This is a genomic window from Leifsonia sp. AG29 (genome assembly GCF_009765225.1).
Taxonomy (GTDB): domain Bacteria; phylum Actinomycetota; class Actinomycetes; order Actinomycetales; family Microbacteriaceae; genus Leifsonia.
Genome location: NZ_VMSF01000001.1, coordinates 2602369 through 2616335, shown reverse-complemented (window position 1 = coordinate 2616335; position 13967 = coordinate 2602369). Strand labels below are relative to the sequence as shown.

16 protein-coding genes are annotated in these 13967 nt (G+C 70.6%); 5 read left to right on the top strand and 11 right to left on the bottom strand.

The annotated features are described in order from the left end of the window. Positions 1 to 21 precede the first annotated feature (21 nt). Entirely contained in the window at positions 22 to 1518 is a 1497-nt protein-coding gene (locus FPT20_RS12620) for an FAD-binding oxidoreductase (RefSeq protein ID WP_233265513.1), read from the bottom strand. A 302-nt stretch (positions 1519 to 1820) separates the two neighbouring features. Here FPT20_RS12620 and FPT20_RS12615 point away from each other — a divergent pair, with 302 nt between their 5' ends. Further along, positions 1821 to 2426 (top strand): glycerol-3-phosphate responsive antiterminator, encoded by a 606-nt coding sequence (locus FPT20_RS12615; protein ID WP_233265512.1) that lies wholly within the window; start codon positions 1821 to 1823, stop codon positions 2424 to 2426. A 12-nt stretch (positions 2427 to 2438) separates the two neighbouring features. On the opposite strand, the gene FPT20_RS12610 is transcribed toward FPT20_RS12615, so the two are convergent. Then, positions 2439 to 2651 carry a DUF1918 domain-containing protein gene (locus tag FPT20_RS12610; RefSeq protein ID WP_158865765.1) on the bottom strand — a complete coding sequence of 71 codons (213 nt, stop codon included), beginning with the start codon at positions 2649 to 2651 and terminating at the stop codon, positions 2439 to 2441. Between the two features lie 281 nt (positions 2652 to 2932). Here FPT20_RS12610 and FPT20_RS12605 point away from each other — a divergent pair, with 281 nt between their 5' ends. Beyond that, positions 2933 to 3505, top strand: coding sequence for a YdeI/OmpD-associated family protein (locus FPT20_RS12605; RefSeq protein ID WP_158865763.1), 573 nt, complete (start codon positions 2933 to 2935; stop codon positions 3503 to 3505). A 23-nt stretch (positions 3506 to 3528) separates the two neighbouring features. Here FPT20_RS12605 and FPT20_RS12600 read toward each other — a convergent pair whose 3' ends face one another. The 7 genes from FPT20_RS12600 to FPT20_RS12570 all read right to left on the bottom strand — a co-directional run bounded on the left by FPT20_RS12600 (position 3529) and on the right by FPT20_RS12570 (position 8464). Next, on the bottom strand, positions 3529 to 3804 hold the full coding sequence (locus tag FPT20_RS12600; RefSeq protein ID WP_158865761.1) for a hypothetical protein: 276 nt from the start codon (positions 3802 to 3804) through the stop codon (positions 3529 to 3531). 76 nt (positions 3805 to 3880) lie between these two features. Beyond that, positions 3881 to 4918 (bottom strand): hypothetical protein, encoded by a 1038-nt coding sequence (locus tag FPT20_RS12595; protein WP_199245760.1) that lies wholly within the window; start codon positions 4916 to 4918, stop codon positions 3881 to 3883. Further along, positions 4915 to 5607: a cytochrome b N-terminal domain-containing protein gene (locus tag FPT20_RS12590; RefSeq protein ID WP_199245757.1), complete on the bottom strand. Its 693-nt coding sequence runs from the start codon at positions 5605 to 5607 to the stop codon at positions 4915 to 4917. Before FPT20_RS12590 ends, FPT20_RS12595 begins: the two co-directional genes overlap by 4 nt. Beyond that, complete coding sequence (locus FPT20_RS12585) at positions 5604 to 5753, bottom strand: hypothetical protein (protein WP_158865759.1); 150 nt, start codon at positions 5751 to 5753, stop codon at positions 5604 to 5606. The genes FPT20_RS12590 and FPT20_RS12585 overlap by 4 nt, the downstream gene beginning before the upstream one ends. A 51-nt stretch (positions 5754 to 5804) precedes the next feature. Beyond that, entirely contained in the window at positions 5805 to 7010 is a 1206-nt protein-coding gene (locus FPT20_RS12580; RefSeq protein ID WP_199245756.1) for a cation:proton antiporter, read from the bottom strand. 87 nt (positions 7011 to 7097) lie between these two features. Next, the gene (locus tag FPT20_RS12575) at positions 7098 to 8123 is read right to left on the bottom strand and encodes a zinc-binding alcohol dehydrogenase family protein (protein WP_233265511.1); all 1026 of its coding nucleotides are present in this window, start codon (positions 8121 to 8123) and stop codon (positions 7098 to 7100) included. Positions 8124 to 8254: 131 nt separating this feature from the next. After that, positions 8255 to 8464, bottom strand: coding sequence for a cold-shock protein (locus FPT20_RS12570; RefSeq protein WP_158865758.1), 210 nt, complete (start codon positions 8462 to 8464; stop codon positions 8255 to 8257). Between the two features lie 438 nt (positions 8465 to 8902). On the opposite strand from FPT20_RS12570, the gene FPT20_RS12565 reads away from it, so the two are divergent. Next, complete coding sequence (locus FPT20_RS12565) at positions 8903 to 9577, top strand: peptidoglycan-binding protein (RefSeq protein WP_158865756.1); 675 nt, start codon at positions 8903 to 8905, stop codon at positions 9575 to 9577. A gap of 7 nt (positions 9578 to 9584) precedes the next feature. After that, a complete protein-coding gene (locus FPT20_RS12560) occupies positions 9585 to 11915 on the top strand; it encodes a hypothetical protein (RefSeq protein WP_158865754.1) in 2331 nt (776 codons plus the stop codon). A 20-nt stretch (positions 11916 to 11935) separates the two neighbouring features. Here FPT20_RS12560 and FPT20_RS12555 read toward each other — a convergent pair whose 3' ends face one another. Further along, entirely contained in the window at positions 11936 to 12460 is a 525-nt protein-coding gene (locus tag FPT20_RS12555) for a DUF6328 family protein (RefSeq protein WP_233265510.1), read from the bottom strand. 81 nt (positions 12461 to 12541) lie between these two features. Between FPT20_RS12555 and FPT20_RS12550 the strand changes: the two genes are divergently transcribed. Then, positions 12542 to 13015 (top strand): hypothetical protein, encoded by a 474-nt coding sequence (locus tag FPT20_RS12550; protein ID WP_158865751.1) that lies wholly within the window; start codon positions 12542 to 12544, stop codon positions 13013 to 13015. Here the strand turns inward: FPT20_RS12550 and FPT20_RS12545 are convergent. Further along, complete coding sequence (locus tag FPT20_RS12545; RefSeq protein ID WP_158865749.1) at positions 13012 to 13905, bottom strand: LysR family transcriptional regulator; 894 nt, start codon at positions 13903 to 13905, stop codon at positions 13012 to 13014. The genes FPT20_RS12550 and FPT20_RS12545 overlap by 4 nt on opposite strands. Between the last annotated feature and the right edge of the window lie 62 nt (positions 13906 to 13967).

Here is a 13967-nt window from a genome sequence, read left to right as displayed (position 1 = left end):
GTCTTCGCGGAAGTGTTCGGGCTACTTGGCGAGCGGGAAGATCGTCCCGCGGTTCATGATGCCGTTGGGATCGAACGCGGTCTTGAGCGCCTCGAGCATCGACAGGGAGGAGCCGTACTCGTCGGCAAGGAAGTGGGTGCGGTGCTTCCCGACCCCGTGGTGGTGGCACATGGAACCACCGAGCTTGAGGGTCTCCTCGACGATGATGTTCTGAATCGGGTCGTGATACACCGTGCGCTCGAGCTGGGGTTCGACATCGACCTTGTAGTAGTAGACGAAGTACATGTTCGTGCCGTTGAGATAGCTGTGGCTGGAGTGGCCTCCGAGGAGGGTGAACTCTGCGGGGATCTCCTTGCGGATCCGCGCCAGCGCGTTCTGGTAGATGTCGTGGATGGCGCTCCAGTTGGCGGACACTTCGGTGGTGAAGCCGTTGACGAGCGTCTCGCGGATCTCGATCCGTTCCTCTTCGATCTTGGAGACATCCCAATTGAGGTGGTTGAACCAGTCCTCGATCAATTGAGCATCGACCCGATCGGCCGAGTCGTACGACGCGACGATCTCCTCGATGGCCGCGCCGGTCGCATCAGCGATCGCCTTGGGTCCCTCGGCAACGAAGATCAGCACGCACCGGCCCTCGGAGAAGTGCTTGAAGTGGTAGAGGCCGTCCTCGCCGTCATAGAGACGCGCAACCGATGGCCGGTAGCCCTGGGCCACGACCTCACGAAGGATCTCGAATCCGGTCTTCATGTCATCGAGCAGGTAACCGTAGAACCGGTGGTTCTCGGGGTAGTAGCGGAAGATCTTCACCGTCACCTCGGTGATGAAGTTGAGCGCTCCCTCGTTGCCGATGACGAGGTGCCGGATGTCCGGGCCTGCGGCGCGGCGCGGCACGTTCTTGATCCGGCAGATCTCGCCGTTCGGGAAGACCGTCTCGACGCCGACAACCATGTCCTCGATGCCGCCGTAGAGCGTCGAGAACTGGCCGATGGAGCGGGTCGCGAGCAGTCCGCCGTACTGGGCGAGCGGCTTGGACTGAGGGGAGTGGCCCGTGGTGTACCCGAGTTCCCGCACCGCGTTCTCCAGATCCTCCAGGCGGACGCCGCACTGGACCGTCGCCTGCATGTTCTCGATGTCGATGTCGAGGATGCGGTTCATGCCGGAACCGTCGAGGACGATGGAGTTCTCGACGACGGTCTCGAGGCCTCCCTCTGTCGCGGAGCCGCCGGTCTTGGGAACGACGTTGATCCCGTGGTCGTTCGCGAAGCTGAGGATTCGAGCCACGTCCTGCGGAGAGGCCGGCTTGAGAACGGCGGCCGGCAGGGGAAGCGAGTAGATCCCGAAGATGTTCTCGACCTTGTAGTAGCGATCGGCGCTGTTGTCCTTCAGCGTCTGCTCGTCGGTGATGACCCGCTCGCTCCCGAGCATCTCGATGTAAGCGTCGACGATCTCCTCGCGGGTCAGGCGCTTGCCGGCGAGCGCGCTCTTGTCGTCGATTTCCAGTTCCTGCGTCTCCAGCACGGTCTCTTTCTCCTTGCGTCTTGTTTTCGGGCACAAAAAAACAGCGATCCCCCAAAGGGAGGAGTCGCTGTTCTCTGAGTCTCAAGCAACCGCCCCGGCGCTGGCCGGGGCATGTGTTCAGTTGTGGTAGGTCGGTCGACGGTAACACGGACACGACGAGAGAGCAAGCGTGCCGACTTCTACGCCCGCGGAGCCGTCCCCCCGCGCATCAGCGGCGCGGAGGGTCGCGTAGAATCTCCCGCGACAGAGTCGTCGCGAGCCTCCCTGGCCCGCCGACGTCGTGGTCAAAGAGGGATGGAACCGTGCACGGAACGATAAGCGAACCCAGGCCGGCCGCAGTCGACGATTCCCGCATCGACGAACTGCTCGGTCTTCACCCGGTGATCGCCAGCGTCAAGGACGCGGCCGGATTGCGCGCCGCCGCGTCTGCGCCCTGCCCGGTCGTCTTCGTTCTCTTCGGGACCGTCATGACCATCCCGGGAATCGTGGCCGCGCTCAAGAAGGCGGGGAAGACGGTCTTCGTCGATGTGGATCTTCTCGACGGCTTTGCGAGCAAGCCCGTGGTCGTCGACTTCCTCAAGGCGCACACGGCCGCTGACGGTGTCCTGAGCACGAAGACCACGATGGTCCAGGCCGCGAGAAAGAACGGGCTTCTCGCCGTGCACCGGATCTTCCTCGTCGATTCACTGAGCTACAACAACCTCCCCAAACAGGTGAAGGTGTCGGAACCGGATGCGGTGATGATCCTGCCGGGCTGCATGCCGAGGGTGACCGCATGGGTGCGCGAGGAGACGGCGCTCCCGCTCATCGCCGGCGGCCTGGTGTGCGATAAGGAGGATGTGATCGCCGCGCTGGGGGCGGGTGCGAATGTCATCGCCTCGTCCAATCAGGCCGTCTGGTTCATGTGAAAGCGCCGGAGGCTACGGGTGCACGCCCGTGATGTCCTCCGGCCGGTGCTCGATGTGGGCGTCGGGGCCCGGGAAGAGCGTGGTCGTGTGGCCGTTGTCCTCCCACTTGACGACGTAAGGCGGCGCGCCGTCCTCGCCGTGCACCTCCTGGATCATGCCCACGCGGTTCGGTTCGTCGTCGTGCTTCGACGAGATCACGATGAAGTCTCCGGCTACGGCTTGCATGGCTCTGCGCTCCCTCTGTCGGTCAGGTGGTGGGCTGAGCGCGGACCACCTGGATCCGAGGCTAGGAGGCCCGGCGGCCCGACCGGAGGGTCCAAGGTCCCGGCGTCCGCGCCCGGCCTGCATGTGCCGAACGACCCTTCGAGGTGCTCGCAGGTGCGCGACCGCGCGGCGTGTCGGCAGCATCTACGAGCACCTCGTGGGGTCGGGCGGGTCGGACGCCCGAGCGAGCGCGCGAGCCCGGCGGACCGGGCGGTGTCGGCGGTGATCGCTAGGGTCGTGCCATGACCGACGAGCTGATCCTCGCCGATGCGGCCGCCTGGCGCGCCTGGCTCGAGCGCCACGAAGGGGTCTCCGACGGCGTGTGGCTCGTGCTCGCCAAGCGCGGCACGACCGAGCCGACCTCGCTCGGCTACGACGCGGCGCTTCTGGAGGCGCTCTGCAGCGGCTGGATCGACGGGCAGAAGCGCGGGCGCGACGGCGCCACGTTCCTCCAGCGGTTCACGCCGAGACGCGCCGCCTCCCTGTGGTCGAAGCGCAACATCTCCCTCGTGGAGGCCCTGGTCGTGGAGGGGCGCATGCGCCCGCGCGGGCACGCCGAGATCGAGCGCGCCCGGGCCGACGGGCGATGGGAGCGCGCCTACGCCGGCTCGTCGACGGCCGAGGTCCCCGACGATCTCCGGGAGGCGCTCGAGGCCTCTCCCGCCGCGGCCGAGCTCTTCGCCCGCCTCAACCGGCAGAACCGGTACGCGGTCATCCACCGTGTCGTCACCGCACCGAGCGAGACGAGCCGGCTCAACCGGCTGACGAAGCTCGTCGGCATGCTGGACCGGGGCGAGACCCCCTACCCGCAGTAGGCGCCCCCGGGGCTGGGCGGAACCTACTGCTCCGGTGCCGCCCGCAGCACCGTCCACCCGTCGCCGGGGTTCAGGGTCATCTCGCCGTCGTAGCCCGGAGCGTGCACGAAGAAGGTCGCCGACCCCTCCTGCTCGCCGGGGCCGCCGAACGTCGACAGGTAGTCGTGCCCGTCGGGGGAGCGCAGCAGGTAGGCGCGCTTGGGCCACAGCTGCGACCAGTCGGTGACGATCTCCGACATGTCCGTGTACCCGGAGGGGTGGCCGACGGCCGGGTCGTCGTGGTGCAGTGCCTCGGTCATGGTTCCCCTCGCCGGTGTCAGCGGAGCGCCGGGCAGGCGCGAACCGCGTCAACAGTGTGCGCCCGGCCGCCAGCGATCACAAGCCGCCACTCCGCGGTGCGGCCGCCGCCTCCAGAGGGTCGGGCGCGAGCCCTTCCGCCGGGGGTGCGACCGGAGCCGCCGGCGCTGCCCGGTGGGCGTAGTAGTCGCGCCAGATGGCCCGATGCAGCGGGATCCACTTCGGGATGGTCCGCAGCCCGGGGATGAACGGCAGGAGCGCGAGGAGTGCGGTCAGGAGCGCCATGATGAGCACGACCACGAGGTCGGCGTTGGGGGCGGAGGCGAAGGGCTCGACCTGGTAGAACAGCGAGAAGAGCCACAGCCAGGGCTGCCCCGGGTAGTTGCCGGTCTCGTTCATCATCCCCCACTGGTCGCCGGTCAGATGCCGGTCCGACGCGAGGGTCTGGAAGTACTGCCCGTCACCGAGGAAGAGGATCGACGGGGTGTAGTTCGTCCCGTAGAAGCCGCTCTGGCTCGAGAGCGCCCCGTCGAGCGCGCCGCTCCGCGCCATCGCGGTCAGCCCTCCGATGAGGGCGGGGACCGGCCCTTCGGCCGCGGTCGCGCGCGGGAGGCCGCCGCCCTTGTCAGCGGTGAGGGCCTTGGCGTAGGCCGCCGTCCACTTCGTGCGCTGCGCCTCGCTCGCGCTCTGCCAGCGAGCGACCGCCGCAGAGGGACCGGGCAGCGTCTTCAGCGGCTGGAGGACGAACGCCTGGGCCGTGTCGATCGGGAGGCGCACCCCCGAGAAGCTCTGCAGGTCGAGCGGTCCGAGGGTCTGCGTAGCATCGGGCGTGCTGTTGTAAGGAGGCCCGTACTGGGCCGTATCGCTGGTGCCGGCCAGTTCTGCGGTGGCGGTCGTGGCGAAGTCGACCGGGTCGCTCGTAGACCACGACCGGAACGTCACGCTCTGCTCGTCCGGCGAGCCGAAGACCGCGGCCAGGCCGAGCGACACGAGCGCCACGACGATGAAGCCGACCGTGACCTCCTTGATCAGGTCGTAGTCGCGGATGCGCCCGGCCCACGGCCTGCTGAACAGGTCGCCGCGGGCGCGCCAGGACAGGTCGGGTGAACGGCTCACGGTGCGCCCTCCGATTCGTTGCCGGGCCGGACGAGCTGGTCGTCGGTCTCTGCGGCGTCGAGCGGCGGCACGACACCGTGGACCCGCACGAGCAGCACGTGCAGGGCAGCGATCGCGGCGACCCCGAGCGGCAGGAGCACGACGTGCCACGTGAACATCTGCCCGAGGTCGGCCACGTTGAACCACGCGCCGATCCCGACCGCGTTGAGCGCGTCCTTCCCCTCGAACGCGATCCACTGCGAGTCGAAGTTGGTCTGCAGCAGGTAGCCGGTGAAGCCGGCGCCGATCGATACGGCGAAGGCGAGGATCCCCGTGATCCAGGTCAGTGCGCGGCCGCCCCGCCACGCGGCCATCCAGTACTTCCCCCACAGGTGCACGACCATGAGCATGAAGAACAGCTCGACGCTCCACAGGTGCACGCTGTTCGTGTAGTGGCCGAGCGCGGACACGTGGTACCAGGCGGGCCCGTTCAGACTGAGCACGAGCCCGGAGAGGATCACCATCGCCAGGGCGGCGAGCGAGCCCATGCCGAAGACGTAGATCCACGACGCGACGTAACTGGGCTGCTCCTGCGGGAGGAGCTTCTTCGGGGGCAGGCGGCGCACCAGCCACCGGCGCAGGCGGCCGGTCCAGGTGTGGATCTCTTCCTCGTCGCCCGCGGCCGGCGGCGTCCTCAGCTGGGTGCTCACCTCCGCCGCCTCGCCTTCGGGAACGGGAGGGTGATCGCGAGCACGAAGAGCACGAGCATCGCCACGATCACGATCAGGTTGCCGAGCTGGATGACGAAAGGCCCCCACCCGAGGTAGGTGCCCGCGCCGTTCGCGATGTGTTCCACTGCGTGCCTCCTGTCGCCTCCCTCAGGATCGGAGGACGACCGGGGCGCCGGTCAGGGACGAAGGTCCCTCGCCGTCGGGGCGCCGGCGGCTTTCTGCCGTCTCGCCAGCGTCGCGACGGCGAGGGTCGCGAAGCCGACGCTGACGAGGGCGCCGAGGAGGATCGCGCCGTCCTCGCCCGGGAGCAGGGCGCCGGTGCGGATGCCCAGCGTGACCGCGGCGACGGGCACGCCGAGCTGGCCGGCCGAGGCCACCCCCTGCCCGAGCGGGAGCCCGGCGGCGCGGGAGACGAGGTGAGCGGCGACCGCGGCCACCCCCAGCACCACGCCGAGGACGATCATGGCCGGGTGAGCGCCGAGCGCCCGCAGATCGATGGAGGCGCCCAGCCAGACGAAGAAGAGCGGCCCGAAGAACCCCTCCGTCATGCCGAACAGCTGGCGGGCGAGCCGGTGCGGTTCGGTCCCCGCCGACAGCACCAGCCCGACCGCGAAGCCCGCGATCATGATCGAGAGCCCGGCGAACTGGGCGATCGCCGCGAAGGCGAACAGCACGAGGAGGCTGAGCCTGAGTTCGAGGGCGAAGCGGCGGCGCTCCGAGTACATGTGGAGGCGGCGCCTGGCCCCCGTCCGCTGCAGGCGGACGAGCACCACGGCGAGGATCGCGGCCGCGATGGCGATGACGGCCACCGCGAGCGCCGCCCCTCCGGCGCGGGCGGGAGCCACGACGAGCGGCAGCGCGACGATGCAGGCGATGTCGGCCACGGCGATCTGGGCGACGAGCTGACCGAGCGACCCCCGGGAGAGGCCGACCGAGCGCAGCATCGGCAAGACGAGCGCCGCGGACGAGGAGGCGAGCAGGACGGCGTAGAGAGCCGCGTGGCCAGACGAGAACAGGGCTGCGATCCCGACACCCAGCACGGCGGCGGCGACGCCGACAGCGAGGGCGCCCAGGATGCCGCGACCGATGGACCCGCGCAGCGACGTGTCGCGGATCGGGATCTGCGAGCCGACGACCACCATGGTGAGGCCGAATCCGATGTCGGCGAGCAGGGTGAAGTCATCGCTCGACGGGTCGACCAGCCGCAGGCCGGAGACCCCGATGACGATCCCGGCGGCCAGCTCGCCCACCACGACCGGCACATGCCAGGAGTCGCGAGCCGCGAGAAGCGGCCCGGCGAATCCGACGGCGACGACCAGAGCGAGCAGACCGAAGTTCACGTCGTCAGACCCCGGGGTCCGCCGCGGCGCAGCGCGGGTCATGGAGGCTCATAGCCCGACGCTAGAACCGGTCGCCGCTGGAGGCGGGGACCTTCGCCCCTCCCGCACCGGCGTGGCGCCGCCCGGGACTCAGCGACCCGGGCCCACCCCGAGGACGAGGGAGCCGCGGGCGGTGCCGTCGCGCAGCGCGGCGATCGCGTCGCCGAGGCCCTCGAACGGAACGCGGGTCACCGTCGGCCGGAGCCGCAGGCTCTGCGCGAGTCTCAGGAAGCGCGCCCCGTCTTCGCGCGTGTTGGCGGTCACCGTCCGCAGGTCCCGCTCGCGGAACAGCGTCTCGGTGTAGGCGAGCGACGGGATGTCGGTCATCTCGATGCCGGCCAGCGCGACGGTCCCGCCGCTGCGCGTCGCCCGGAGGGCCACCGGGACCAGCTCCCCGGCGGGCGCGAACACGATCGCCGAATCGAGCGGGGAGGGAGGCTCGTCCGCTTCACCCCCGACGAACGCCACGCCGAGCTCTCGCGCGAGCGACCGGTTCTGCTCGCCTCGGGTCATGGCGTACACGGTCGCCCCGGAGGCCATCGCCAGTTGCGCCGTGACATGCGCGCTCGACCCGAACCCGTAGATGCCGAGCGTGCCGCCGGGAGGGAGGGCGGCGCGCATCAGCGCCCGGTACCCGATGATGCCGGCGCAGAGCAGCGGAGCCGTCTCGACGGGGTCGATGGCACCGTCGAGCCGGTACGCGTATGCCGCGGGCACGGTCAGGTACTCGGCGAATCCGCCGTCGGCGTCCCATCCCGTGTACTCGGAGGCCGGGCAGAGATTCTCGGCGCCGCGGCGGCAGTAGTCGCACTGGCCGCACGTGCGGCGGAGCCACGCGACGCCGACGCGATCCCCGGCCGCGAAGGCCGTGACCGCCGGACCGATGCCCTCGACGACGCCGACGGCCTGATGACCTGGGACGACGCGCTCGCGATGCACGGGGATCTCGTGGTCGACGACATGGAGGTCCGTCCGGCAGATGCCGCAGACCTCGACGCGGACGAGGAGCTCCGTGCCGGACGGCACGGGGACGGGGAGCGCGGTCAGCTCGAGCCCTCCTGGCGCACCGGTCGTGCGCCAGGCGCGCATGGAGGGGCGGGAACCGTCTCGAGTCACGCCTGCGAGTCTGGCGACGGCGGCCCCGCCGGAGCAGGGCCGAAGGGCCCGCGTCAGGGCGGCGCATCCGGGCTCGACTCCCGGCTTAAAAGGGAAGTGCCCGGCCGCACGGGCCGGGCACTTCTCGGGGGTCAGAGCGGGCGGATGTTCGCCGCCTGGAGACCCTTGGGTCCGCGGGTGATCTCGTACTCGACCTTCTGGTTCTCGGCGAGGTTGCGGAACTCGCCCTTGTCGGCCGCGATCTCACTGAAGTGGGCGAAGACGTCGGCAGTGCCGTCATCCGGGGCGATGAACCCGTACCCCTTCTCCGTGTTGAACCATTTGACGGTGCCTGAGGCCATCGTTTCTTCTTTCCTTCTTTTGGGAACCGAGGGATCGGTTCCGGTCGCCGCACCGGGAGTCGGTACGGACGTCTGGGGGGCTCCGGGAGGAGCCGGGTCGCTTCGTCGTGGGGGGATGGGTCGATGGCTGCGGTTCCCTCCGCCCCGATGAGGAGGGCCGCACGCGGAGCCCGGACGCGAAACGCGGGCGGGAAACGCCGCGTCGCACGATCAGAAGCGCGTGATCAACTCCGGAACCCGGGGTCTTCTTCGCCGGGCCGGACACTTCACCTTACACGGAAGGGCTGTGCATAGCACGAGAGAAGCCGAATGTGAACGATCTCGACGCAGAAGATCACGCGTGTAAGGTCCTTCGCGTACTGCGCAGATCATGCGATCACCACCGATCGCGGGACTGCATTCGACCGGGCGCCCCGTGCGCCGGAGACGGAGCAACAGATGAACGACGCGAGCAACGCCGACCTCGAACCCCTCTCCGCCGACGAGCTGGCGGCCGAAGGCGCGACGCCGCTCCCCGACAAGGAGGTCGCCTCCATCCTCGACCTCAACGCCGACCTCAACCTCGGCCTCGGGCTGGTCGCCCCGGTCGACCTCGGTGTCGCGGCGAACGCCAACGTCGCCGCGCCGATCGAGGCGTCGGCCAGCGCGAACCTCCTCTCTGCCGGCTCGACCGCCGTCGCGGGTGCCGACCAGACCGCCGGCATCCAGCAGGGCATCGCCGCCGACGCGGTGGCCAACTCCCACCAGGTGAGCGACATGTCGCCGACGGCCGACACGACGACGGCCCCGGCGCCGGCGCCCACCGCCACCTCATCGGGCTCGCTCACCGACGGCAACCTGCTGAACGTCGACATCAACGCGGCGGCGGATGCGCACATCGCCGCCCCGATCAACGGCGCGGTGGCCGCGAACGCGAACGTCGCGGCACCCATCGACGCCTCCGTGGCCGCGAACATCGGCTCGATCGACAGCCAGGCCGCGGCTGTGTCGCACCAGGACGCGGCGATCGACCAGAGCATCACCGGCTCGGCGGACGCGACCGCCGGCCAGCAGTCGACCATCGGCGACCCGGCCGCGGGCGGCACCACGCCGACGTCGACCACCCAGCCGTGACCCGCCGGTGACGATCGCACCGGATCCCGGGCCGGAGGTCCGCGACGCGTCGGACCCGTCGGACGCGCAGACCTCCGCCCGGGCCTCGGAGGTCCTGGCCCGGGCTCAGGGTGTCGAGCTGATCGGCGCCATGAAGGGATCGGGCTACCGCGAGCCCCCCTCCCTGGCGCGACGCGGCGACGGGCAGACGCTCCAGCTGACGCCCCTCCTGTTCGCCACGCTCGAAGAGGTGGACGGGCAGAGCAGCGTCGAGCAGATCGCCGGGCGGGTCAGCGCGCGACTGGGCCGCCTGGTCCGCCCGGAGGACGTCGTCCACCTGGTCGACTCGTCCCTCCGGCCGCTCGGCCTGCTCACGCGCGCGGACGGCAGCGAGCCCGAGGTGAAGCGGTCGAGCCCGTTGCTCGGCCTCCGGCTCCGCAAGGAGATCACCGACCCGGCCGTGACCCAGCGCGTCACGGCGCCGTTCTCGAAGCTCTTCCACCCGCTGGTCGTCATCCCGGTGCTCTGCGTCTTCCTGGCCGCCTGCTGGTGGCTGCTGTTCGTGGAGGGACTCGCCGCCGCGACCTATCACGCCTTCCAGGACCCGGGCGTCCTCCTGCTGATCGTGGCCGTGACGGTGCTCTCCGCCGGCTTCCACGAGTTCGGCCACGCCGCTGCTGCCCGGTACGGAGGCGCGACCCCGGGGCGCATGGGCGCCGGGCTCTACCTGTTCTGGCCCGCGTTCTTCACCGACGTGACCGACTCCTACCGCCTGGGCCGCGCCGGCCGGATCCGGACCGACCTGGGCGGGCTCTACTTCAACGCCATCGTCGCGGTCGTGATCGTCGGGATCTGGTGGGCGACCCGGTGGGACGCCCTGCTCCTCGTGGCGCTGACGCAGCTGCTCCAGATGGTGCACCAGCTCCTCCCCACCGTCCGCTTCGACGGGTACCACGTGCTCGCCGACATCACCGGCGTCCCCGACCTGTTCCAGCGGATCAAGCCGACCCTCCTCGGGCTCCTGCCCTGGAGGTGGCGCCGCGCCGAGTCGCGGACCCTGAAGCCGTGGGCTCGCGCCGTCGTCTGCGTGTGGGTGCTCTTCGTCGTCCCGATGCTGCTCTTCTCGCTGGTGATGATGGTGCTCACGCTGCCCCGCGTGATCGCGACGGCCGTCGTCGCCATCGCCGAGCGCGCCCACGCGCTCGCCGGGGCCTTCGGGAAGGGCGACCTCGCCGCGGGCAGCGCTCAGCTCGTGCTCATCGCGGCCGTCGCCCTCCCGATCCTCGGTACGCTGTACATCCTCTTCCGGCTGGCGCGGACCGGGCTGACCCGGCTCTGGGTCGGGACCCGCGGGCGCCCGGTGCGCCGTGGCGCCGCGGCCGCGCTCGTCCTCGCCCTCGTCGGAGGCCTGGCCTTCGCCTGGTGGCCGGCGCCGCAGGCCTACCGCCCGATCCAGCCGTACGAGCGCGGGACGATCTCGGACATCGTGGCGCCCGCCTCCTACCAGCCCGGCCGGCTCTCGACCGGAGCGTCCGGCGTCGCCACGACGATCTGGCCGGGAGGCGGTGCTCGGCCGACCGCGGACCACCCGCAGCTCGCGATGATCCTGACCCCGCGCGACAGGACGTCGCCGACGTGGGTATTCCCCTTCACCAAGCCCGCCCCTCCCAAGCCCGGCGACAACCAGGCCCTCGCCGTGAACACCACGGATGGCTCGGTGCTCTACGACGTCGCCTTCGCACTCGTCTGGGTCACCGATGGCCAGCAGGCCCTCAACACCAACTCGGCGTACGCCTTCGCCCACTGCAGCGGCTGCACGACGGTGGCCGTCGGGTTCCAGGTGGTGCTGGTCGTCGGGCAGTCGCACGTGGTCGTCCCGCAGAACCTGTCGGCGGCGGCCAACTACGGATGCCTCAACTGCCTCACCGCGGCACTCGCCGACCAGCTCGTACTCACCCTCGATCACCCGCTCGATGCGGCGTCGATGACCAAGCTGACCTCGCTCTGGGCGCAGATCATGTCGTTCTCCAAGAACCTGCAGGGCCTCGCGCTCTCGGACGTGCAGGCGCGGCTCCTCGCCTACGAGCAGCAGCTCAAGGACATCGTGAAGCAGGACCCGAGAGCGACACCGGTGCAGGCGGGAGGCGGCGCCTCCAGCTCGACGCCGGCGCCGGAGCCCACGTCCTCCGCGGTGCCGGGAGGGGCGACCGGGTCCGGGTCCACGTCGGCACCCGCGCCGGCCGACGGGACCACCCCGGCTCCGACCGACGCGCCCACCGCGGTGCCCGGGTCGACGGACGCCCCGGCGGAGCCGACGCCCGCACCGACCGCGACGCCCACTCCCGCGCCGACGCCCTGAGCGCGGATGGGCGTCGTTGCTCAACCGACCGGGCGCGAGTCCCGAGCGGTGCCGTTGCGATGCGCGTGGCGCGCCCGGATCGCGAGCGGCAGCACGATCCAGATGACGAGGAGGAGCAGGAACACGCATCCCGCGGCGATGAACCCGGCCGTCGGCGAGAGGAGGAAGTCGACGATGAACAGCACGATCCCGGTGAACAGCAGGGAGGCGGCGGCCAGGCACACGATCAGCAGGGCGTTGCCGATGCCCACCAGCTCGGTCTTCGCCTTCTGCCGGAACAGGAGTCGGTGGAGGCTGACCGGCGCCAGGGCGAGCAGCGTGATCGCGACCGCGAGGAAGACGAGGACCAGGTAGACGCCCTGATCGAACGCGCTCAGCTTCTGGAAGCGCTGCTGGAACGGCAGCGTCAGAAGGAACGCTGCGAGGATCTGCGTGCCCGTCTGGAAGACGCGGAACTCCTGCAGCAACTCGTTCCAGTTCCGGTCCGCGCGCTGTGCCTCGCTCTCGTCGCGCCCGTCGCGCGGGTCGGCGTCGTGCGTCTCCACGCCGCAGACAGTACGCTCGCGGAACACCGCGCGCACGCGTAGCGTTCGTTCAGACGACAGAGCGCGACGAGAGGAGCAGCGGTGAGCACCACCTCCACCGAACGGGCCGCTTTCTACGACGGGATCGCGGGCGAGTTCCGCCAGCATTACGACCGGGGTCCCCGGCTGATCGCCGTGACCGGAGTCGCCGAAGCGGATACGACCGCAGCGGCTGACGAGCTGGAGGCCGCGCTGCGCGAGCGGGGAGACGACGTCGAGCGGACGGCCGTCGCGGCGGGGGGCGACCCGGACGAGTTCCGGGAGCGGGTCGTGGTGCCGTTCCGGGCGCGGGGCGGTGTGCTCATCGCGACCGGGCCGGAGCTCCTCTCGCCGGGCTTCCGTGCGTTCTGGAACTTCTCCCTCTGGATCGAGCACGACCCGGAGCGGAGCCCCGACTGGTCGTTCGTGACGACCGGGAGGAAGGACCCCCTGGGAGCGCCCCGCGAGGTAGCATCGGTCCTGCTGGACGACGCCGACCCGGCCCGGCCGCGACGGCTCTTCGCCGACTCGTGCTAGGAGTTCTGGGCGCCCGAGACGAACGGGCCCAGCTCCTCCCTGACGAACTTCGCGAACTGGGCCGCCGCCGCCGACTCTGAACGGGTGCGGTTGCGGGCGAGGCCGATGACCCGCGTCGCCTCGTCGGCGAGCGGGACGGCCACGATCCCGGGTTCGCTCGGCGTGTCCGGGATGAGGGCGGCACCGACGCCGTCCCGCACGAGCCCCCGGAGGGTCGCCAGCTCGGTGACCTCGACCACCGGCGCCATGACGACGCCGTGGGCGGCGAAGTAGGCGTCCGCGATGTGGCGCAGGCCCGAGCCGGTGCGCAGGGCGACGAGGTCGTACGGCTCGAGGTCGGCGACGGTGACCCCCTCCCTCCCGGCCAGCGGGTGCCCCTCGGGGACGCCGAGGACGAGTCGCTCGGCCGTCAGGGGCTGCCACTCGATGTCGGCGTCGCGCGGGTCGGGGCTCAGGAAGGCGAGGTCGGCGGCGCCCTCGCGGAGGGCATCGAGCACGGTGTCGGCGGTGCCTCCGTTGAGCACGAACCGGATCTCGGGGAACAGCTCCCGGTACTCGCGGACCACGCGGGGGATCAACCACCCTCCGAAGGAGGAGACGTAGGCCAGCGACACGGTCCCGGCCGAGGGGTCGCGCAGGGCCTCGATCCGCGCCATGGCGTTCTCGAGCTCCGCCTCCGCGCGGACGGCGTGGGCGAGGAGGATCTCGCCGTACTGGTTCAGCTCGAGGTGCCCGCGCCTCCGGTCGAAGAGCTCGACGCCGGCCTCCGCCTCCAGGCGCGCGATGGAGCGCGAGAGCGTGGACTGGGAGATCCCGAGGGTCTCGGCCGCCAGCGCCGGGTGCCCTTCGGCCGCCAGCGCCCGGAAGTGGTCGATCTCCTCGATCCGCATGGACCCATCATGGCGCACGCGGGCCGCCACCCGGTCGATGCTCAAATGAGCGGTCTACCCCT